Source organism: Sporomusaceae bacterium (assembly GCA_031460455.1).
Classification (GTDB): Bacteria; Bacillota; Negativicutes; order Sporomusales; family UBA7701; genus Anaeroselena.
The window spans coordinates 186,779-208,766 of the sequence record JAVKTQ010000006.1 but is presented as its reverse complement, the minus strand read 5'-3'; the positions used below and the strand labels follow the sequence as shown (position 1 = coordinate 208,766).

At 59.4% G+C, this 21,988-nt stretch carries 18 protein-coding genes; 14 read left to right on the top strand and 4 right to left on the bottom strand.

The genetic code is table 11. The features are described from left to right. Together RIN56_11415 and RIN56_11410 are read left to right on the top strand one after the other, a co-directional pair. Positions 1-1,020: SLC13 family permease (locus RIN56_11415; GenBank protein ID MDR7867418.1), on the top strand; the 1,020-nt coding region annotated here is incomplete at its 5' end. A 123-nt stretch (positions 1,021-1,143) separates the two neighbouring features. After that, positions 1,144-2,292, top strand: coding sequence for an FAD-dependent oxidoreductase (locus tag RIN56_11410; protein MDR7867417.1), 1,149 nt, complete (start codon positions 1,144-1,146; stop codon positions 2,290-2,292). A 131-nt stretch (positions 2,293-2,423) separates the two neighbouring features. Here RIN56_11410 and RIN56_11405 read toward each other — a convergent pair whose 3' ends face one another. The 3 genes from RIN56_11405 to RIN56_11395 form a co-directional block, all read right to left on the bottom strand. Further along, positions 2,424-2,897: a phosphoglycerate mutase family protein gene (locus RIN56_11405; GenBank protein ID MDR7867416.1), complete on the bottom strand. Its 474-nt coding sequence runs from the start codon at positions 2,895-2,897 to the stop codon at positions 2,424-2,426. A 61-nt stretch (positions 2,898-2,958) separates the two neighbouring features. Then, a complete protein-coding gene (locus tag RIN56_11400) occupies positions 2,959-4,026 on the bottom strand; it encodes a GGDEF domain-containing protein (GenBank protein MDR7867415.1) in 1,068 nt (355 codons plus the stop codon). A 117-nt stretch (positions 4,027-4,143) separates the two neighbouring features. Beyond that, a complete protein-coding gene (locus tag RIN56_11395) occupies positions 4,144-6,156 on the bottom strand; it encodes a methyl-accepting chemotaxis protein (protein ID MDR7867414.1) in 2,013 nt (670 codons plus the stop codon). Positions 6,157-6,429: 273 nt separating this feature from the next. Here RIN56_11395 and RIN56_11390 point away from each other — a divergent pair, with 273 nt between their 5' ends. The 6 genes from RIN56_11390 to phoU all read left to right on the top strand — a co-directional run bounded on the left by RIN56_11390 (position 6,430) and on the right by phoU (position 12,042). Next, the gene (locus RIN56_11390) at positions 6,430-7,125 is read left to right on the top strand and encodes a response regulator transcription factor (GenBank protein MDR7867413.1); all 696 of its coding nucleotides are present in this window, start codon (positions 6,430-6,432) and stop codon (positions 7,123-7,125) included. 160 nt (positions 7,126-7,285) lie between these two features. Next, on the top strand, positions 7,286-8,404 hold the full coding sequence (locus tag RIN56_11385) for a glycosyltransferase (protein MDR7867412.1): 1,119 nt from the start codon (positions 7,286-7,288) through the stop codon (positions 8,402-8,404). 30 nt (positions 8,405-8,434) lie between these two features. Then, complete coding sequence (locus RIN56_11380) at positions 8,435-9,178, top strand: zinc dependent phospholipase C family protein (protein MDR7867411.1); 744 nt, start codon at positions 8,435-8,437, stop codon at positions 9,176-9,178. Between the two features lie 45 nt (positions 9,179-9,223). Beyond that, positions 9,224-10,537 (top strand): EAL domain-containing protein, encoded by a 1,314-nt coding sequence (locus RIN56_11375; protein ID MDR7867410.1) that lies wholly within the window; start codon positions 9,224-9,226, stop codon positions 10,535-10,537. 85 nt (positions 10,538-10,622) lie between these two features. After that, a complete protein-coding gene (gene pstB / locus RIN56_11370) occupies positions 10,623-11,378 on the top strand; it encodes a phosphate ABC transporter ATP-binding protein PstB (GenBank protein MDR7867409.1) in 756 nt (251 codons plus the stop codon). 13 nt (positions 11,379-11,391) lie between these two features. Further along, positions 11,392-12,042 carry a phosphate signaling complex protein PhoU gene (phoU, locus tag RIN56_11365; protein MDR7867408.1) on the top strand — a complete coding sequence of 217 codons (651 nt, stop codon included), beginning with the start codon at positions 11,392-11,394 and terminating at the stop codon, positions 12,040-12,042. A gap of 62 nt (positions 12,043-12,104) precedes the next feature. On the opposite strand, the gene RIN56_11360 is transcribed toward phoU, so the two are convergent. Further along, positions 12,105-13,886, bottom strand: coding sequence for an ATP-binding protein (locus RIN56_11360; protein MDR7867407.1), 1,782 nt, complete (start codon positions 13,884-13,886; stop codon positions 12,105-12,107). 182 nt (positions 13,887-14,068) lie between these two features. Here RIN56_11360 and RIN56_11355 point away from each other — a divergent pair, with 182 nt between their 5' ends. The 6 genes from RIN56_11355 (at position 14,069) to RIN56_11330 (ending at position 21,947) form a co-directional block, all read left to right on the top strand. Further along, positions 14,069-14,929 carry a phosphate ABC transporter substrate-binding protein gene (locus RIN56_11355; protein MDR7867406.1) on the top strand — a complete coding sequence of 287 codons (861 nt, stop codon included), beginning with the start codon at positions 14,069-14,071 and terminating at the stop codon, positions 14,927-14,929. Positions 14,930-15,229: 300 nt separating this feature from the next. Beyond that, positions 15,230-16,126 carry a phosphate ABC transporter permease subunit PstC gene (gene pstC, locus RIN56_11350; GenBank protein MDR7867405.1) on the top strand — a complete coding sequence of 299 codons (897 nt, stop codon included), beginning with the start codon at positions 15,230-15,232 and terminating at the stop codon, positions 16,124-16,126. 55 nt (positions 16,127-16,181) lie between these two features. After that, on the top strand, positions 16,182-17,042 hold the full coding sequence (pstA, locus tag RIN56_11345) for a phosphate ABC transporter permease PstA (GenBank protein ID MDR7867404.1): 861 nt from the start codon (positions 16,182-16,184) through the stop codon (positions 17,040-17,042). 149 nt (positions 17,043-17,191) lie between these two features. After that, entirely contained in the window at positions 17,192-17,857 is a 666-nt protein-coding gene (locus RIN56_11340) for a hypothetical protein (protein ID MDR7867403.1), read from the top strand. A gap of 193 nt (positions 17,858-18,050) precedes the next feature. Beyond that, the gene (locus tag RIN56_11335; protein MDR7867402.1) at positions 18,051-19,283 is read left to right on the top strand and encodes an Nramp family divalent metal transporter; all 1,233 of its coding nucleotides are present in this window, start codon (positions 18,051-18,053) and stop codon (positions 19,281-19,283) included. Between the two features lie 180 nt (positions 19,284-19,463). Then, positions 19,464-21,947, top strand: a complete 2,484-nt coding sequence (locus RIN56_11330) for a LuxR C-terminal-related transcriptional regulator (protein MDR7867401.1) — start codon at positions 19,464-19,466, stop codon at positions 21,945-21,947. The last annotated feature ends 41 nt before the right edge of the window (positions 21,948-21,988 follow it).

The following is a 21,988-nucleotide window of genomic DNA, read 5'->3' as shown; positions in this document are numbered from 1 at the left end:
ACCATCGGCCCCGGCAACATCGCCGGCACCGCCCTCATGGCCCCGGTGGCCATGGCGATCGCCACCCGCATCGGCATGTCCGCCTTCCTGATGACGCTTGTCGTCGTCGGCGCGGCCAACGGCGCGGCCTTCTCGCCCTTCGCCCCCACGGGCATCATCTCCAACGGTCTTATCGCCAAGATGGCCACCCAACTCAACCTCACCGACCTCAGCGGCCTCGCCTGGAAGATTCACTTCAACTCCGAAGTCGCCCAAGGCATCATCAACTTCGCCGGCTTCATGGTTCTCGGCGGCTGGGCCTGGATAACCAAACAGCGCGGCGAAAAGATTAACATCGACGAATTCGCCCCCAAGCCCGAGCCGTTCGACAGGCATCAGCTCCTCACCCTGGCGATGGTCTTTGTGCTCATCCTCCTGGTAGTACTGCCCGGCCTCGCCCCGCTGAAGCCCTTCTTCAAAGCTAACAAGTGGCTGGCCAATATGATATCCAACGTCGGCACGATCGCCTTCATTCTCGCCGGCGTGCTGATGCTGACCGGCTCGGGCGACAGCAAGAAAGCCATCAAGGTCATGCCCTGGGGCGTTATCATGATGGTCTGCGGCGTCACCGTGCTGATCGAAGTCATGGATAAATCGGGCGGCCTGAAAGCTCTCGTGCAGTTGATCGGCGCCATCTCCGGCCCGGTCACGGTCAACGCCTGGCTCGGCCTCATCACCGGCGTCATCTCGGCCTACTCCAGCTCTTCGGGCGTGGTTGTGCCGATGTTCCTGCCGATGGTGCCCGGCCTGATCAAGGAAATCGGCGGCGGCGACCCGGTGGCGCTCATTTCGTCGATCAACGTCGGCGCCCACCTTGTCGACAGCTCGCCGCTTTCGACCCTCGGCGCGCTCTGCATCGCCTGCGCGGGCGACCACGAAGACAAAGCCAAGCTGTTCCGCAACCTGCTGATCTGGGGTCTCTCCATGTCGGTGGTCGGCGCATTGGCCTGCTGGCTGTTCTTCGGCGTCCTCGGCCTGTAACCGGGCGTTTCTTTACGACGCATAGGTATCGGTAAAGCACGGCATTGGCGGCAAAAGCAAACATCGCTTTTGCCGCCAATGAGCCTGTCATAGCCTTCGCAAAAGGGCTCGAAGGGTGGACGTATGAAAAGAACAACGGTGGTCATAATCGGCGGCGGGGCGATAGGCGTCGGCATCCTGCGCGACTTATCGCTGCGCGGCGTAAAAGCAATTTTAATCGCCGAGCATGATTTGGGCTTCGGGGCAAGCTCCGGCTACCCCGGACTGCTGCACAGCGGCGGGCGCTACGCAGTACACGACCCCGGCTCGGCTAAAGAGTGCGCCGCAGAAAACGCGGTACTCCGAAAAATCGGCCGACACTGTATCGAAGAAAACGCGGGGTATTTTATCCGCCTGCCGGAAGACGATCCAAGTTATGAGGGAATATGGGTCAAAGCATGCAAAGCGGCGGGTATTCCCGTAGCTGAAGCAAGGTTGGAAGATGCGCATCGCCTGGAACCGAACCTTACGGCGAGAGCGGAAGCGATATATAAATTGCCGGACGCTTCTGTCGATGTATTTCGCCTGTGCCGGCAGAATGTGCTGTCAGCCCAAAAGCATGGCGGCCACTTGCTCACATTCAGCGAAGTCACAGCAATAGAACGTACGGACACCCAAGTGGATGGGGTGCGGATTCGCAACAGCCTGACAGGACAGATAGACACGATCTGCTGCGACTACATTATTAACGCCGCCGGCGCATGGGGAGGAAAGGTCGCCCGGCTCGCAGGAATCACGCTAAGCGTCACGCTGGCCCGCAGGACGCTTATCTACATTAATCATCGCTTTACGAACAGGATTATCAACCGTCTCCACCGACCGGCGCCCGGAGATACCTTTGTGCCTTACGACTCTATGACGATATTGGGCACTGCTTATTCGCCCGCGGAAAAACCGGACGATTTTGTCCCCACGACTGAAGAAGTCGTGGCACTAATCAATACAGGCAAGGTTTTATTCGAAGATTTGCCTTATTACCATATTTTCCGTACCTGCACGGAAATCCGGCCTCAATATCGGGCAGAGCCAGGCGTGGAGGCAGGGGATAGACCCTGCAAATTCGAACTGATAGACCACTCGCGTGACGGCTTACATGGCTTTGCCAGCGTTATTGGCGGAAAACTTACCACCTACCGGCTCCTGGCGGAAAAAATCGCCGATTTTATTTGCGAAAAACTGTCTATTCGCTCAACCTGCCAAACGTCGGAAGAACCGATAATCGATGTTCCTTAACCCCGGAAATTCGCTGAAAAGACCGATGGCCGCTCCGCCGCCACCCACGACAAAGGCTTCGCGAAAACGCGAAGCCTTTTTGCGGCCTTTATCAGGCGACTGACATAAGAAATTAGCCCATATTCTTCAGCTTAGCCGATGCGCTTCAAAATCTTGGGGCGGATAAACCACAGGAGTTCGCCCTTGGCGGTCGTCTCCTTCTCGACGGTGAAGCCGGCAGCCGAAGCCTCGCTGAAAGGCAGCTTCAGGCCCGTCAGCTTCCGGGACCAGTCGCCGAGGAAGGGCTGGTGGCTGACGAAGATAAGGCATTCTTCGCTGCAGTGTTCGAAGGCGGTCGCCAGCAGGGTGGACAAGTCGTCGGTGTCAAGGGTTCTCAGGAAGCGGCGCTTGACGCCAAGCTCCTCGGCGACAAGCTCGGCCGTCTGGGATGCCGAGGGCGACATGCTCGACCACACCTGGGTTTTGACCTTCCGGGGGATGATCCGGTCGAGCCCCTGAGCGGCCTCGATCACAGCCTTCTCCCCATTCTTCGTCAATACGGAGCGGCTTTCGCCCTGCTTGGTCTTTTCCTCTGCTTCGCCGGTGTGAAAGAAAATAATGTACATAGGGCATTCCTCCCATATAGTGCGTTGGCTGTCGGCGGGGGAATTTCCTGGCGGCGGATTGTTAACTTTTTGTTAATTTTTGTCCTGCGTTATGCCGGCGATCGATAAGGTAAACCGAGCCCTCGATGGCCTTGGCCCGCCTTTTAAGCTGGGCGGCGATTTCGCCCAGCTCGAGATAGTTAATGAACCGTCGTTCGGTATTGTCGACAACCGCGATCGATACGGTGGTGAGAGGGAAATTCTCGTCCTGGCCCTTGCGGTTGGGAACGGTTATGAAGCCCCGCGCCAGGTCTTCGGGAGAGTAAAGGGCGCGAAATTCCCGGTCGAACCGGACGATGATGGCCTGGCAGAGTGCGTCCGTTTTTTCCGGTCGGCTGAGGATGATGAAGTCGTCGCCGCCGATATGTCCCAGAAAATCGGCATGACTGTCGCTGCAGGCGGCGATCGCCTGGTTCAAGACCGTGCTCGTCAGGCGCAGGGCGCGGTCGCCCTGCTCGAAACCGTACCTGTCGTTGAACGCCTTGAAATTATCGAGATCGACGTACAGCACGGCGAAAGGTTCATGCTGGGCCACCAGTCTTTTCAGATGTTCCTCGATGACGAGGTTGCCGGGCAGGCCGGTCAGGGGGTTGGCGTTGGCGGCCGAGCGGATTTGGCTGTCGGTGAGTTGCCGCAGCAGATCGATGATGGAAACCGTGCCCCAGTACCGGCCGCCTTTGGTCACGATAATCAGGTCGTACAATTTGCTCTCCTGCCGGGCCATAGCCTGGTGGGAAACGGCTTCGAGCGGCATACCGGCGTCGACGATCAGGGGCTCTTTATCCATAAGCAGGCGGATCGGGCGTCTATAATAGAGCGGCACGCCGTACTGGCTGCCCAGACGGTAATAAAGCTCATTTTTCATTACCAGACCGACCGGCTTCTGGTCTTCGACAACCACGATGCCTTGCAGCGTGCCTTCGGGGAAAAGATCTTTCGTTTCGGCCACCGTCTTCTGCCCGTCCACCGCGAGACTTTGCCTGGCGATACCGCCGATGGTCACTTCGCCGTTGTCCGGCATACCGTACGGGTCGGAAAGCCGGGCTTGCTCGGGCGCGATTAGGGACCGATGGCCTGGCGATTTTCTCACATGCGCCACTTCACTCTCTTTTGCTGCATTCTCTACGCTTATTATAAATCAGCTGCCCGTAAATCCGTGTTAAGGTATTGTTAAAATATGCTAATCTTTGACGACAAGGCTCATATCCTAAGCCTTGAATTTCTGTGCTATCCCGTCAAGGTCATGGGCGAGAGATTTAAGGTGCTCGATAGAGAAAAAGATGTTCTGGATCGCCGCCGCCTGTTCTTCGCTGACGGCAGCGACTTCGTGGATGGTCGTGTTATTGTCGGCCGTCGAGCGGGCTATGCCGGCGACGGCGTCGAAGGCTTGCCGGCAGCAGGCGAGCTGCCGCTCGGAGGCGGACGTGATCTCGTCCGCCTCGCCGCGGGTCTTGCCAATGGCGTCGACAATATGGCCGAAAGCGGCGCCAAGCTGCTCGTTTATGCCGGCGCTCCGTTCGATAAACGCCAGGCTCTGCCGGACAACGGCGGTGGCTTCGGCGGTCTTCGCCTGAACATCGCCGACGAGCGCCGCGATATTTTTCACCGCTTCTCCCGATTGCTCGGCAAGCTTCTGAACCTCGCCGGCTACCACGGCGAACCCGCGGCCAGCCTCGCCGGCCCTGGCGGCCTCGATCGAAGCGTTCAGCGCCAGCAGTTGGGTCTGTTTCGTTATCGAAGTGATGATCTCGGTAATCCGGGTGATCTCCCGGGTGCTCGCTCCCAGGGAAGTAATGTTGGCCACGGTGGTTTCCGCGGTCGTTTTAATCTGCCGCATATGATCGAGCGCCTGATTTACGACTTCTTGCCCTTCGCCGGCCACGGACGAGCATTCGCGGGTAGCCGCTGCCATCGCGCGCGAACGGCCGGAAACCGCGGCGCTGATCGTCCTCAGCTCGCCGAGCAGCGCTTCCGTCTTGCCGGTGTCTTCGCTCTGGCAGTTGATCCTTTCCGCCACATCCTGGATAGACTGGGAGACCTGCTGAAAAGATTCGCTCGCCTGCCCGGCCGCCTCTGTGACGCTGGCGGTGGAGGAGAAGATGTGCGACGATGAAGTTTTCATCGCGTCGCCGAGTTCGCGCAGGCCCGCCGTCATGGAATTAAAGGCCGCGGCCACGTGGCCCAGCTCGTCGTCCCGCTGCCCGGTGACCGTGACGCTCAGGTCGCCGGCGGCTACCTGGCGGGCGCCTTTCTCAAGCTCTTTAAGCGGAGCCAGCGCCCGGCGGGTGACCAGCAGGCCGGCAACAACGAAAATCGCTACCAGCAGAAGCGCCACGCGGGTACTGTGCTGAAGCATGGTGCCGATTGTCTCCAGGGCTTTGTCTTTGGGGAAAAGGGACACAACGACCCAGTCGGTGTTCTCCACCGCCCGGTAAGAAGCGAGGAACTCCTGGTTCCGTATATTACCGGACGTGTCGCCTGTTTTGTTTTTGACGGCTGCGGCGTAGACCTCTTCCTGTAACGTCTCCTGGTTTTCCACCGAAGAGGGGTTGTGCTGATTGTACAGCGGCACGCGGCGCTTGTCGAGGAGAACGGCGGCGTACCCCGGATTTTGCGATAGTATCGCCTCCACCCGTGTCTGCAGATTCAAAATCGACAAATTGGCTCCCAGGATGCCGGCGACCGTGTTGCCGCCGCCATAGATAGGCGCGGCGCCGAGGATAGTGAGCTGATTGGTCACCTTGCTGAAAACGGGGTCGGAAAAACTGATGGTTCCGCCAAGGGCGGCGCGGAAGTAATCGCGGTCGCCGATGCTGACCGGGGGGGAGGCGTCGGTGCGGCAGAGCTGATTGCCGGCGCGGTCGGCGATGAACAAGGCATCGTTGCCGCCATAGTATGGCTGCACCTGAACAAGGTACTTCTTCGCCGCCAGCGGATCGAGCGAGCGGATCTCTTCCTTGCCGCTGGTCGCCGCCAGGAAATTCTTCTTGGCCTGCACGTACAGGCTGATATCGCTGGCGACCCGCTCGGCCACCTTGTTGTTGCGGTCGATGGCGGCCGCGGTCAGACTATCCGCCGTCTGGTGGGAAAAATACCATCCCAGAATGAGTATCGGGATGGCACAAGTTGTCACAATAAAAATGGCGGCGCGCACGGTGAGCGACGAGAAACCGCTGGCGAGACCGTTTTTCCCGCCGGCGTCGGCTGGCGGGCGTCGCAATAACCCGGATAGCAGGGTCCTTCCCCGGTCGCTGGGTGACGATAGGCTTGATATGCGCATGCTTCTGACCTCTCACTGTCATTTTTGGTTCGATGGTACCATGATTTTCCTATGGCCGGAAGGTGGTTTCCCAAAGCTTAACCTTCCCTTAACGATAACTTAAGAAATCGGCAACAGTCGGCGCAGGATATGGAACACAGAGGATTGAACACAAATATGCAAAAGCCCGCGCAGCCAAGATTGGCGCAGGCTGATTGAATGGAGGCCGCAGTAATGGCAGACAAGATTTTGATCGTCGACGACGAACCCAATATTCGTCAGTTGGTCAGATTCAACCTGGAGAGGGAGGGCTTTACCGCGATCGAAGCGGAGGACGGCATCTCCTGCCTGAAAATGATCAATAAGGAAAGGCCCGACTTGATAATTCTTGACATAATGATACCGGGCATAGACGGCCTTGAAGTATGCAGAGTTATCAAGACCATACCGGAGACGGCCGGCATCGCGGTAATAATGCTAACCGCCAAGGCGGAGGAAATCGACACAATCCTCGGTCTGGAGATGGGCGCCGACGACTATGTAACCAAGCCCTTCAGCCCCCGCGAACTGGTAGCAAGGGTCAAGGCGGTACTCCGCCGCAGCCATAAAGACCCGCACCAGTCGGAAGAATTGGCATTCGGCAGCCTGCGCATGAACCTGGTCAGGTACGAGGCTTTCCTCGGCCAGGAAAAGCTGGCGCTGACCCCGAAAGAATTCGAACTGCTCAAATGCTTTGTCACCGACCCCGGCAAGGCATTCACCCGCGAGCAGCTGTTGGAGAAAGTCTGGGGGTACGAATACGCCGGCGACACCCGTACGGTGGACGTCCATATCCGCCATCTGCGGCTGAAACTGTCAGCCGACCAGGCATTGGCGGAGGCCATCGAAACGGTGCGCGGCGTCGGCTATCGGCTGCAAAAAATAGATTGAGACAGCGGGGCTGCAAGCCCGCGGTCTTTTTTTTTGCCCCCGTGGCGAAAAGGGAAAGGCTCAAACCCGAAAATTTAACACAGACTTAAAATTGCCTTAACAGCCCGGTAATTTAATGCTGCTACAATGAAACTGACAGAAACGAAGGGAGGCTACCGCCATCGACACAAAAGCGCTGATCATCACCGCCTCGATCGGCTCGGGGCACACACGGGCGGCGCACGCCGTTCGCGCCGCGCTGCTCGACGGACGGTTCGCATCGCAGGCGACGGTGGTCGATTTCCTCGACGACCGGGATACACCCAGCCGCCTCCTCAAAGACACCTACCTGAAAATGCTGGACGTTTTCCCTCACGCCTACGACCACCTTTACCGCTGGTCGCAGGAGCCGATAGCGGGCGCCAACCTCGGCAGCCTGACCGCGCTCCTCATGAGGAAAAAACTGCTGCACCTGCTGGATGAACACCGCCCCGCCATCGTCGTCTTTACCCATCCCTTTCCCTGCTGCGCGGCGGCCGCCTTGCGCCGCAGTCGGCGAATCAGCCTCCCGACAGCGGCTGTGCTCACCGATTTCGCCGTGCACCGCCTGTGGGTCCAGCGGGAAATCGACCTGTACTTCGTCGCCAGCCAGGAGATGAAGACCGCGCTGGAGGCGCTTAACATACATAGCGGGCGCGTTTACGCCACCGGCATTCCGGTAGCGGCCGGGTTCGCCGGCCGGACGCCCCGCCGCCGGCCGGACGGAGCGGCTTCCATCCTGGTTATGGGCGGCGGCCTGGGGCTCGGCGCGGTAGAAGAGGCGGTAGACAGCCTGGCGGCTGTCGGCGAACCGCTGCAAATCACTGTAGCGACAGGCGGCAACGACGCTCTGCGGCAAAGAGTGGAAGCCGCCGCCGGGCGATCCCCCCACCGCATCGTGACGCTGGGTTTCACCGACAAGATTCACGAACTGATGGCCGACGCCACCCTCCTCATCACCAAACCGGGAGCGCTGACCTGCAGCGAAGCGCTGGCCACCGGGACGCCGCTGCTGCTCTACAGTCCCCTTCCCGGCCAGGAAGAGGACAACGCCGCCTACCTCGTAAGGCGGGGCGCGGCCGTAAGGGCGGACGGCACGGCCGGCCTCGGCCGCATCGTCGCCAGGATGCTGTCGGATCGGGAGTTGCTGGACGGCATGAAGTCCAGGGCGGCGGCTATAGGCCGGCCGAAAGCGGCCCCGGAAATCGCCGCCGTCATCGCCAGCCGTCTCGCGGCGCAGCGGGTGAATCCCGCCGGCTAATCGCTCACTTAAACCTGACAAGGAGGAAGCATGAACACAAACGGAAAAACCAGCGCGTCGGAATTGTGCCTGCACTTGCTGCTGACCGCCATTGCCCCTTTGCAGGGCATGCTCGACCGTCCCGGGATTACGCACGAATTCTGCAATCGCCAGGCGCTGCAAATTCTCCGCAGCGACGGCTTTACCCGGTACGCGGAATTTCTTGAGCTGTTCAGGCGCGAGCTCGATTGCGGCGTCTACTGGGCGGATCAGGGCTGGAAGAACGTCCATCATTACTTTGAGCCCGCCTCGGGCAAGGGCTTATGGCATTTCGCCAGCGCGCGGCACGAGTTCGCGGCCTACTACCGGATGGCCCTGTTCTCGCTGCGGCGCGCGGATCTGCGCCGGGCCGCGTTCCTGCTCGGCGCGGCCGCCCATCTGGTGCAGGACATGTGCGTGCCCCACCACGCCCGTGCCAAAATACTGGACGGTCACAAACAATACGAAACCTGGGTCGAACAGCGCTTCGACCGCTATGCGGTCACAACCCGCGGCGTGTACGGCGAGGGACGGGCGCCCTGCTCGCTGCTGCTCGCCAACGCAGTTGTCGCCGCCGATTTCTTCGACGCCGTCAAACGGGAAGACGACGAAGCTTCCTACCATAGCGCCACGGAAATCATGCTGCCGCTAGCCCAGCGGACCACCGCCGGACTGCTGTGGCATTTCGCCAACGAAGCCGTCAAGGCGGGCATCGACATAACGACCGCCGTTGCCGGGTACAAAGCGGTCGCCTGACATTGACATCGCTGCAAAATACTCAGCCTTCTCCGGAGGTATATCTTGACAATCCTTGCTGTGGCCAAAGGCCGGCTGCCCGAGTTTTTCGGGAAAGCCAGCCTGCACGAAACACATACCGACACCGTACGGGAACTGAAAGAAATCATCGACCGGCAGGCAATCATGCCGGTTTTTCAGCCAATCGCCTCGCTGACGGACGGAAGCGTTATCGGTTACGAAGCCTTGAGCCGCGGACCGCAGGGGTCTACGCTCGAACGCCCCGACGCCCTTTTTGCCGCCGCCGCCGAGGGCGACCTCATCTGGGAGCTGGAATACCTGTGCCGCACCAAAGCCCTGGAAAAAGCGAAAGGCATAATCGCGTCCAAGATGCTGTTTATCAACGTCGATCCGCAGATCATAAACGACCACTGTTTCCAAAAGGGGCTCACCAGGGAATTACTGCAGAACTACTGCGCCGAGACCGGCAACGTCATATTCGAAATCACCGAGAAGACGGCAATCAGCGACTACAAAAGCTTCTGCCGCATCCTCGACAACTATAAGAGCCAGGGCTACAGAATAGCTATCGACGATACGGGAGCAGGCTACTCCGGCCTCAAAACACTGGCTGAAACCCGCCCCCATTTCATAAAAGTCGACATGGCGCTTGTCCACGATATCGACAAGGACGGCCTCAAACAGGCGATGATGAAGGCGCTCCACGATATTTCGCTGCTAACCGGCAGCCAGATAATCGCCGAAGGCATCGAAACCAGGGACGAGCTGGAAACCGTCATTTCCATCGGCATTCCTTACGGGCAGGGCTTCTATCTGCAGAAACCGGCGCCCGCGTTCGTGGATATCGCGCCAGATATCAGGGACACGATTATCGCCATCAACCGGGGAAAGACCGGCGATCGTCAGCGCAGTCCCCATGCCGTGCCTGTCGGGGAAATCGCGCGGCCAATTCCCGACATCGCCCCTGAAATGACGGTAGGCCAGGTGCTCGATTATTTCGCCAGCCTGCCTCAGATCCAGGGCCTGCCGGTCGTGGACGGAGGGCAGGCCGTCGGCCTGGTGATGAAGCACGAACTCATAGCCAGCCTGGCCGGCAACTATGGAAAAGCCTTATACATGAACAGACCTGTCCGCCTGCTCATGAACCGGCGCCCGCTGATCGTCGACTGCGCGACGCCGCTTGGCGCCGTCGCCGAACGCGCCATGGCCCGTCTCGCAGGCAACGTTTACGACCACATCCTCGTTGCGCGGGAAGGGAAATATTGCGGCGCGGTGTCCGTCAAGCGGCTTCTCGAAAAGCTGGCCGGCCGTTTTCGCCTCCCGCCCGACGGCCCCGCTCCGGGGCTTTGCAACAATTAACATACTTTTAACAAAACGTTAACAAATACTCCGGCGATACATGGTATAGTTCAAAGGAGAGAACCCACCAGGAGGATTATGCCGGATGAGCGACAAGATCCGCATCAACAAACTATCCCTTTACTACGGCGATACGCAGGCGCTGAAAAAAGTGTCCTTCGCGGTCCGGAAAAACAGCGTCATGGCCTTGATCGGCCCCTCGGGCTGCGGCAAGTCGACCTGTCTTAGGACGATAAACAGAATGAACGACCTGATCGAAAACGTCTCGATCGAGGGCGAAGTGCTGCTCGACGGCGTGGACGTCTATCATCCCGACACCGACGTTGTCATGCTGCGCAAACGGGTGGGGATGGTCTTCCAGCGCCCCAACCCTTTCCCGATGTCGATATACGATAATATCGCCTATGGTCCCAGGGTCCACGGCATCAAGGACAAGGCCGCCCTCGACGGCATCGTCGAAAAGAGCCTCACCGGCGCCGCCCTGTGGGACGAGGTGAAAGATCGCCTGAAGCAGTCGGCCATGGGCCTGTCGGGCGGTCAGCAGCAGCGGCTGTGCATCGCCCGCCTGCTCGCGGTCGACCCTGAGGTGCTGCTCATGGATGAGCCGTGCTCGGCGCTCGACCCCATATCGACGATGAAAATCGAAGAACTGATCGCCGAGTTGAAAGAGAAATACACCATCGTCCTCGTCACCCATAACATGCAGCAGGCCGCCAGGGTTTCCGGGGAAACGGCCTTTTTCCTCAGCGGCGAGCTGGTGGAATGCGGCAATACCGACACCATCTTCACCCGCCCGCAGGATAAACGCACCGAAGACTATATCACCGGTCGTTTCGGTTAAAGGAGAGAAGAAGATGCGCCAGACTTACGAAAAAGAACTGGAGACCCTGCGCCAGGAAATCCTGCGGATGGGCGAGCTTGTCGGCCAGTCGATCGAGGATGCCGTCCAGTCGCTCGCCAGGCAGGACGAACAGCTGGCCAAAAAGGTCATCGCCGGCGATGACGTCATCGACCAGTTGGAGATGGATATAGAGGACAAGTGCATGGTGCTGATAGCCAGGCAGCAGCCCATGGCCCGCGACCTGAGAATCATCGGCACCGGGCTTAAGATAACCACCGACCTCGAACGGATGGGCGACCATGCCTTCGATATCGCCAAAGTAACCGTCAGGCTGGCCAACCAGCCGCTGATCAAGCCCCTCGTCGATATCCCCCGCATGGCCCGCATGGCCCAGAAAATGCTGGCCGACTCGCTCGAAGCCTACATGAAGATGGACATCGCCCTCGCCGAAAAGGTATGCCTGGCGGATAACGAGGTCGACGACCTCTACCAGCAGGTCTTCCGCGAACTGCTCACCTACATGATGGAAGACCCGCGGACGATCGGCCAGGCCACCCAGCTCATCTTCGTCGGCCGCTACCTCGAACGGATCGCCGACCACGCCACCAACATCGCCGAATGGGTTATATACCTCGTCACCGGCCAAAGACTTCGCAAGAAATAAAATTATAAAAGACCCTTACGCCTGTGAAGCGCGTAAGGGTCTCTTTCTCATAAGCGGGTCTTTTACCCGGCCAGCGGCAGGGTGATCGTGAACGTCGTTCCCTCGCCGGCCTTGCTTTTCACGGTGATCGCGCCGCCCAGCGTCTCGACGATGAACTTGACGATCGACAGGCCCAGACCGCTGCCGCCGCCTTCGCGGACGCGGGCCTTATCCACCCGGTAGAAGCGGTCGAAGATGAACGGCAGATCGGCCGCCGGGATGCCGCTGCCCGTATCCTCGACCGTAATCACGGCGTTACCGGCGTTCTGGCTGCAGGATACCGTTATTCTTCCTCCCGGCGGGGTGAACTTGATGCTGTTGTCCAGCAGGTTGACGAGCACCTGGGTGAGCCAGTCGGGGTTGGCCAGGGCTAGCACCGGCTCCTCGCCCGCGACCAGTTTTACATCAAGCTTCTTGGCGTGCCACTGGGGGTAAAGCTGGCTGATGACCGCGCCGGCCATTTTCCCGGCATCGGTCGGCTCAAGCCTTACCTGCTGGCGGTATTCGGCCGAATTGAGACGGGCCAACTGCATCAGCTCCTTCACCAGCCGGTGCATCCGGTCGGCTTCTTCCTGGATGACGGTGAGGAATTGCACGCTCAGCTTGGGATCGGACAGCGCCCCGTCAAGCAGCGTTTCGGCGAAGCCTTTGATAGCGGTCAGCGGCGTCCCCAGTTCGTGGGAAGCGTTGGCGACGAATTCGGCCTGCCGCTCCTCGACCTCTTTCAGAGCCGTGATATCGTGGAATACGCACAGCACGCCGGCGGGCTCATTTTCGGGGCTGAAGGTCGGGGCGAGAAAAACCTGGAAGACCCGCTTGACGCCGGACAGATTTGTTTTCAGATCGATGTGGCGGCTCTGCCCTTCCTCGACCGTCTGCCGCACCGCCTTCTCCAGGGCGCTGAGGCCGACAACCTGGATATTGTGCTGGCCGAGCATGGCCGGGGTGACGCCGAACATCGCCGCCGCCTGCCGGTTGACGTCCGTCACCTTCCCGTAGCGGTCGAGGAGGATGACGGCGTTGTCCATATTCTCCAGTATCAGTTCGAGTTTCCGTTTCTCGGCGACAATCTCGTTGAGCTTGTCGTCAAGGCTGGCGGCGAGGTTGTTGAGCGTGTGGCCCAAGACCTCGATCTCGTCGCCTGTGCGGATATGGACGCGCCTGCTGAGCTGGCCCTGGCCCATATGGCGGGCAACTTTTGTTATCGCCTCCAGCGGAGCGGTGTACCTGCGGGCCAGGCGAAAACTCAGCAGCACGGCAAGCACCGATGTAATGAAGAAAGCGAGCAGCAGGACATTCCTGATCTGGCCGAAGCCGGCCTCGACATGCGCCAGAGTCGCCGCCACCCGGATTACGCCGGTGGTTTCCGCGCCGTCGCGCATGGGGATGGCCGCATACAAAAAGTTTTCCCTGAGCGTCGAACTGTAGCGGATAGCGACCCCATGCCCGCCGGCGATGGCATCGACCACCTCCGGGCGCTGCAGGTGATTTTCCATCACCGCCGGGTTCTCCCACGAGTCGGCCAGCACCGTGCCGTCATTGTCGATGATCGTGATGCGGTGGTCCACCTTGGTCGCCAGCTCCTTGAGGAGCGTTTCGATGGAAGCCTTCTCGCGCGGCCCCCGCATGTAGGGGTGGAGGAGCTGCTCGGCGATCTTAGCTTCCGTCAGGAGATTGCCTGTCAGCCGCTCGGTGTTATTTTCGTGAAAAAACCACAGGACATAGCTGCCGAGAGCCAGCAGCGTGGCGCCGACCAGCAGCACGAAAGAGGCGATCAAACGGTTGCGGATGCCTGATGAAAACATCGCGTTACCCCCGATAAGCGAGACTTGGCGGACGATTATACTACCATAATAACAGGCCGGGCCGCTAAAAAAAATAGGCCGCCAAACTTTAACATAACCTTAACACAGCCTTAACACAAGCACCATGCGCCCTGCGTTATAATTTAGGCGAAGACATACTATCACAATCTAGGAGGGTAATCATGAAAAAAGTTTCCAAGATTATGGCAGCTATTCTCGTACTTAGCCTCAGCCTCGGCCTGCTGGCCGGCTGCGGGCAAAGCAAGTCCGAGCAGCCCAAACAGGCGGCGGCCGAAATCCAGGGCACCGTGAGCGCCTCCGGCTCCACGGCGCTGCTGCCGCTCCTCAAACCCGCCCAGGAAGAATTCCAGAAGCTCCACGCCAAAGTCACCGTCAATATCGCCGGCGGCGGCTCGTTCACCGGCCAGAACCAGGTGGCCGCCGGGTCGGTCAACATCGGCAACTCCGACGTCGGCCTGCAGGACAGCCTCAAGAGCGCCGGCCTCGTCGAACACAAACTCGTCGGCATCCCCTTCGTATTCATCGTCAACCCCGGCGTCACCGTCGACAGCCTCACCCCCGAACAGTACGTAGCCATCTTCAGCGGCAAAACCACCAACTGGAAGGACGTCGGCGGCAAAGACCAGGCCATCACCATCATCCACCGCGCCAAATCCTCCGGCTCCCGCGCCACCATCCAGGAAGTCGTCATGAAGAGCGCGTCCTTCACCGACAACGCCGTCATCCAGGACTCCAACGGGGCCGTGCGGGCCGCCATCGCCTCCACCCCCGGCGCCATCGGCTATGTTGACGCCGCCTATGTCGACCAGTCGGTAAAAGGTCTGGCCTATAACGGCGTCAAATTCTCGCTCGAAAACGTCACCGGCGGCAAATACCCTGTCTACACATTCGGCCGCATGTACACCAAAGGCCAGCCCACCGGCGCCGTGAAAGCCTTCATCGACTACGCCACCAGCAAGGACTTCCAGGAAAAATACGCCGAGAAGCAAGGCTTCGTACCCGTCACGAAAATGCCCAAGTAATTGCATAAAACATGGCGGCGGCGCTCAGGCGCCGCCGCCATGTTGCCGATAAAGCCCCATCTGCGGCGTTGCTCCTCGGCTGCCATCCTCAGCGTACCGTCGTGTACGCTTCCGGTGTCAACCTCCGGCGCGCCTTGCATCTGGGGCTTTCTTGGCAACATGGCATCTGCAGGCATTTCAGGCGCCGCCGCCGTTTTTCTATAAACTTAACCAAAACTTAACCTGACATTAACAATCGCCTAACAGACAGTCCTTATAATTAAATTATACAAGACCTAAGACTTCGGGGGAGAAAACGACATGGCATCATCACTGGTCAACACCGGCAACCACAACCTCAAACTGGCCTACGACCGCTATATGCGCTACCTCTTCATCGCCAGCGCCCTGCTGCTCACCGTCATCATCGCCGCCATCATCGTCTTCGTCGGCCAGCAGGGGCTGATGACCTTCAAAGAAGTCAGCCCGGCCGATTTCTTCCTTGCCGGCAAATGGGACCCCACCGAGGGCAAATTCGGCGCCCTGAGCTTCATCCTCGGCTCGGTATACGTCACCGTCCTCGCCGTGCTGCTCGGCGCGCCCCTTGGCCTGGCAGGCGCCATCTTCATGGCCAAAATCGCCCCGCCGCGCCTGCGGGACATCATGCGCCCGGCCACCGACCTGTACGTCGCCATCCCCTCTGTCGTCTACGGCTTCATCGGCCTCACCATCCTCGTCCCCTACATCCGCGTCCAGTTCGGCGTCAACACCGGCTTCGGCCTCCTCGCCGCGGCCGCCATCCTCGCCGTCATGATCCTGCCGACCATCATCAGCATCTCCGAAGACGCCATCCGCTCCGTCCCCCGCGCCCTCGAAGAAGGCTCGCTCGCCCTCGGGGCCACCCGCTGGCAGACGATCACCGGCGTCATCCTGCCGGCCGCCCTGCCCGGCATCCTCACCTCCATCATCCTCGCCATGGCGAGGGCGGTCGGCGAAACGATGGCCGTCCAGATGGTCATCGGCAACACCCCGCAGATCGCCCGCTCGCTCTTCATGCCCACCTCCACCCTCACCAGCGAAATCGTCGTCGAAATGGGCAACACTCCCTTCGGCTCGGCCTGGGGCAACTCCCTCTTCCTCATGGCCCTGGTGCTGCTGCTGTTATCGATGGCGATGATCCTGATTATCCGGCGGGTGGCCGCAGGAAGGACGGTTTGAAATGAACGCTGAAGCAATCGGCCGCGAACCGGTAGTATTCAAAGACAAACGGCTTATCCGCCCCCGGATGATCGACCGGGCCGCCAACTGCGGCCTGTGGCTGGCCGGCCTTATCATCCTCGGCATCCTGGCCGCTTTCCTCACCTACATCCTCTACAAAGGACTGCCGGTGCTGACCGGGGACTTCGTCACCGGCATGTCCACCGATACCCGTGCCGGCGGCGGCGTCGGCCCGCAGCTCTTCAACTCCTTCTATATCCTCTTCCTCTCGATGGCCTTCTCCATCCCGGTGGCGGTCGGAGCGGGCGTCTACCTCGCCGAGTACGCCGGCCAGGGCGCTCTCACCGACCTCATCCGCCTCAGCACCGAAAGCCTGGCGACCGTACCCTCCATCGTGCTTGGCCTGTTCGGCATGATCATCTTCGTCAACACCCTCGGCCTCGGCTTCAGCATCATCGGCGGGGCGCTCACCCTTTCCCTGCTCAACATCCCGGTGCTCGTCAGGGTCACCGAAGAAGCGATCAAGACCGTTCCCCTCCAGTACCGCGAAGCCAGCCTCGCCCTGGGGGCGACCAAATGGCAGACCATCTGGCGGGTAGTGCTGCCCACCGCCCTGCCCGGCATGATCACCGGCCTGACCCTCACCGCCGGCCGGGCCCTGGGCGAATCGGCCATCCTCATCTTCACCGCCGGCACGACCGTATCGCGCCAGCTGCCCGACCCCAGCCTCCTTGCCGCCGGCGAAACGCTCGCCGTCCACATGTGGTACGTAATGGCCGTCGGCCTCGTGCCCGACCGGATCGAAATCGCCAACGGCACCGGCGCCCTGCTGGTCATCACCATCCTGATCTTCAACCTCGTCTTCACCATCCCCGCCAGGATGCTGCAGCGCAGACTAAGCGGAACAAATAGCTAAAAGCGGAATCGCAGGCGCGCCGACCGAAAAGCCGGCGCGCCTTTTCCCTTCGCCGCGCCGGCAGGAAAAGTCGCCAACACGCAGAAAATAGCAAATAAACGGCGGATTGCGCCAAATTTTCCGCTCGCGGACAGGAAGGGTGAAGAAAAGTGACAGGATTGTTAAGGCGCGTAAATATCATAATTATCGGCGTTCTGCTGTTGCTGCTGCCGGGGATGAGCCTGACCGCCGCCGAAGAGGCGGCCGTGCAGCCGGAAGCGAAGCCGGTGCTTGGGGTAGTTCTGCTGCTCACCGATTCGATGAGAGCCGAGCACAACGCCAAACCGACCGACATGTTCCGCGGGGCCGTCAACGACAAAACGGCGAAAAAGACGGCTTTCACCGTCCGGAATATCCCCGAAGGGGAGCTGACCGTCTTTCTGGGCAAAAAAGATATCCTCCCCGACTCCATCGGCCTGATGCGGGAAATGAAACTCGCGCAGCTGCTGGAATTCGGCAAGACCAAGAATGTCGACTTCCTGCTGGTCGTCGTCGGCGACGCGAAAGTATCCCGCCACATGCAGACCCACTTCGACAACTGGAAAGACAAGGACGGCAAAACCACCACCCACTCGTACGAATCGGACGAGATCGACTATGCCGATGTCATGCTGCGGGCGGCGTATGTCGACGTCAAGAAAGGCGAGTACGTCCAGAACTACTCCGTGGAGCGGCGCTCGGGCCCGCCGGCGGTGTTCGGCAACGGCGTGCGCAGCGTGGTCAACGACGGCAGCAACAGAGTGCTGAGCGAATTCAACCAGAAGTTTTCCCTCTGATCACTCCGGCTCATCGGTCGCATCGAAGGCTCCGGGAAGAAATCCCGGAGCCTTTTTCTGCCGTCTGGCGGGCCTTTTGCGCGGCGGGGCGGCCGACAAAGGGATAAAAAAATCTAGCGGAGAATACTTATAAATAAAAATTAAAGCAAGCGGGGAAAACACCTTGTTCAAATCACTGGCGGCTTACTTCGACATGCGACACGAAATCAGCCTGCAGGCCCGGCGCATCCTGCGCTACATCGGCCCGGGGATCCTTGTTACCGTCGGCTTTATCGACCCCGGCAACTGGGCGACAAACATGGCCGCCGGCGCGGGGTACGGGTATGTGCTGCTGTGGATGGTCAGCCTCGCAACCATAATGCTGATAATCCTTCAGCACAACGCCGCCCATCTGGGCATCGTCACCGGCCTGTGCCTGTCCGAGGCCGCGAGCGTCCACCTGCGGCCGTGGGTCTCCCGCACCGTCCTGCTGTCTGCCGTGGCTGCCGCGGTCGCCACCGCCATGGCCGAAATCCTCGGCGGGGCCATCGCGCTCAACATGCTGTTTGGCGTTCCCCTGAAGATCGCGGCGCTGCTGACGGCGCTGCTGTGCGCCTGGCTGCTGTGGTCCAACTCTTACCGCAGGCTCGAAAAAATGATCATCGGCTTCGTCTCGCTTATCGGCGTATCCTTCCTGTACGAGCTCAGCCTCGTGCAGCTCGACTGGCCGCAGGCGGCCGCGGGCTGGGTATCGCCGGCCATCCCCCCCGGCTCGCTCGCTGTCGTCATGGGCGTGCTGGGGGCGGTGGTCATGCCCCACAACCTCTTCCTCCATTCCGAGGTAATCCAGAGCCGCCAATGGAACCTTGAGGATGACGCGACCATCAAGCGGCAGCTGAAATACGAATTCCTCGACACCCTGCTCTCCATGGGGATCGGCTGGGCGATCAACAGCGCCATGATCCTCGTCGCCGCCGCCGTGTTTTTTGCCAACCGCGTGCCGGTCAGCGAACTCCAGCAGGCCCAGCACATGCTCCAGCCGTTGATGGGGCAGGGGGCGGCGCTCGTTTTCGCCGTCGCGTTGCTGTTCTCCGGGATCGCCTCCACGACCACCGCCGGCATGGCCGGCGGCAGCATCTTCGCCGGCATGTTCCGGGAACCTTACGACATCAAGGACCGGCACTCCTGGACCGGGGTCGCGCTTACCTACGGCCTGGCCCTCGCCGTCCTGCTGTTCATCGACGACGCCTTCCGGGCGCTCATCTACTCGCAGGTCGCCCTCAGCCTCCAACTGCCCGGGACGATATTCCTGCAGATATACCTCACCTCCTCCGCCGCGGTCATGGGCAAATACGCCAATTCCCGCCGCCAGAGGGCCATGCTGGCGCTGATCGGCGTCACCGTCACGGCGCTCAATCTCATGCTGCTCTGGGATATCCTGTCCTGACACCTGCCGACGGATTAATCGATGCGCTGCCGCCGCGATATCCTCGTCCGACAAAATTTGCCAAAATATACAATATAATGCTAAATTGTGCTAAAATATTGTTAATAACTGTTATTATCCGGCTGAGACAGGGGAAAATCCAGCGCGGCCAAATCGTTGCTGTCAGGGAGGTGCTTTTCAGTGTCCCGTTTCAACCCGACTGCCCTGTACATGCGCCAGCCTCTCAGACAGGCCCTGAGCAGAATCTGGGAATACCCGCTGACCGTTGTGGAAGCGCCGATGGGCTACGGTAAAACCACGGCCGTCAAAGAGTCATTAAAAAATAGCGATGCCAAGATATTGTGGCAGACAGTGGTCGACGACTCGGTGAGCGGGTTTTGGCGCGGGTTCTGCCGCATGCTGAAAAAGATCGACGCCGGCTGTGCCGATAGATTAGCCGAACTGGGCATCCCCAACAACAGCATCTTTATGGATGCGGCGCTGGAAATCATCGAAGACGTCGCGTTCCCGGAGAGGACGGTCATCGTATTCGACGATTACCACCTGCTGACATCGAAGAACGTCGAACAGTTTCTCGAACTTATGGTAAAAACGGCGCCGCCCACCCTGCATATCATCATCGTATCCAGGGCGACATTCGGCGAAAATACCACCGAACTTGCGCTGAAAGGGTACTGTTATTTTATCGACAAAAGCAAATTCGAGCTGGATCGGGGCGAAATCATCGCCTATTACAAGCAGTGCGGGATAAGGCTGAGACCTCATGAAGCCGCTGAACTTTATTCCTACACCGAAGGCTGGATCAGCGCCCTCTACCTCAGCATGCTGAACTTTGCAAGGGATGGGCTGCTTGAGCGGCAGATCAATCTGACCGAACTCATCGAGAAGGCCGTTTACCGGCAGTATCCGGCGGAAGTGAAAGAATTTCTCTTAACCGTCTGCGTTTTCGACAGCTTCACCTTGGCGCAGGCGAAAGCGATGTGGCCTGAGGATAACGTCGAAGCGATGCTGAGTTATCTCATGAGTCACAACGCCTTCATCAAATACGACAATTATAACAAAACCTATCGGATGCACAACATTTTCACCGACTACCTGCGGGAGATGCTGGAGAGGCAGGGGCAGGACCGCCGGCGGGCCGTCCTGAGCGCGGCGGGGAAATGGTATGCGGGCAGCGGCGACCATATCCGCGCCTTGGACGCCTATTATCAGGCCGGCGATTTCGACGGCTTATTGGCGGCGCTCGAACTTGCTAAAGGGCACACCATAAACACCGAGCACAAAGAAAAAATAATACGTTATTTCCGCGAGTGCCCGGCAGCCGTTAAAAAAGCGCGTCCTTGGGCCTGGCTGGTCTATGCCGTTTATCTCTTCGTGTTCAATGAGAAAAAGCTTTTTGCCGAACAGTGCGCGGAAATCCGCGTCTATATCGAACAATTCGAAAGCGACGAAAACACTAAGGCCCAACTGGCGGGAGAACTCGAATTACTGTGCAGTTTCGCCAAATATAACAGCATCGCGGGGATGTCCGAGCATCTCCAAAAAGCCGCCTTGCTGCTGAGGGGACCGTCAAGATTCATCGACAAAAAGGCCTTGTGGACCTTCGGCTCACCGTCCGTCCTTTATATGTTTTACCGCGAAAGCGGGCAGCTGGCGCAAGAAGTGGCGGAATTCACCGCCGTCATGCCTCTTTACTGCCACCTTACCGGCGGCCATGGTGCGGGAGCGGAGCTTGTCATGCAGGCCGAACGCCATTACTATACCGGCGACTTTGAAAATGCGGAAATCATGGCGAATAAAGCCATGTACGTCGCGCAGTCCCAGGGGCAAATGGCGATAGTGATCTGTATTTTATTTCTCCTTGTGAAGCTCGATATACTGAAAGGAAACCTAGCGTCGGTTAAAACCGTTCTCCAGCAAGCGCGGGAAGATATCAAACGGCAGAAACGGTATCATAATATTCACATGCTGGAGTTGTGCGAAGGCTCCTTTTACGCCTGCCTCGACCAAGTGGAGAAAATCCCCGCCTGGATCGCGAAAGGCGATATGAAAGATAGCTCGCTCTACTTTCCCGCCTACGCCGCTTTCAACATCGTCTACGGCAAGTCGCTGCTGATAAGCGGGCAATACCTCAAGCTCCTCGGACTGGCCGGGCGGTTCCTCGATGTCGCCTACGCATTTCCCAATCTGCTCGGCCAGGTATATACACACATCTACGTGGCGGCGGCCCATCACCGGCTGCAGCATCGCCCCGAAGCGCACGCGGCCCTCAGGCAGGCTGCCGAAATCGCCGCCGCCGACGGGCTCATCATGCCCTTCGTCGAAAATGGCGAACACATCGGCGCCATTCTCGGCGAGCTGGGCAAAGACGACCGGTATGCCGGTTTCGTCGCCAGAGTTAAGAAAACCTACGCCGCCTACGCCAAAAAACTGGCCGCCATGCGGGCGGCGGAGAAAACGGGAAATGGCCCGGCTAACCTCACCGCCCGCGAGCGGGAAATCGCCGGGCTGGTCGCCGCCGGCCTGTCCAACCGGAATATCGCCAAGAAACTTGTCATCGAAGAAGCCACCGTCAAAAAGGCGCTGCAAAACATCTACGCCAAGCTCGGCATCGGCAGCAGGACAATGCTGGCGCGGCTGATGCCGCAACGGGAAATGGGATAAAACGTAAAAAGACTATACTTTCGGATAATTTATTAAAAGAC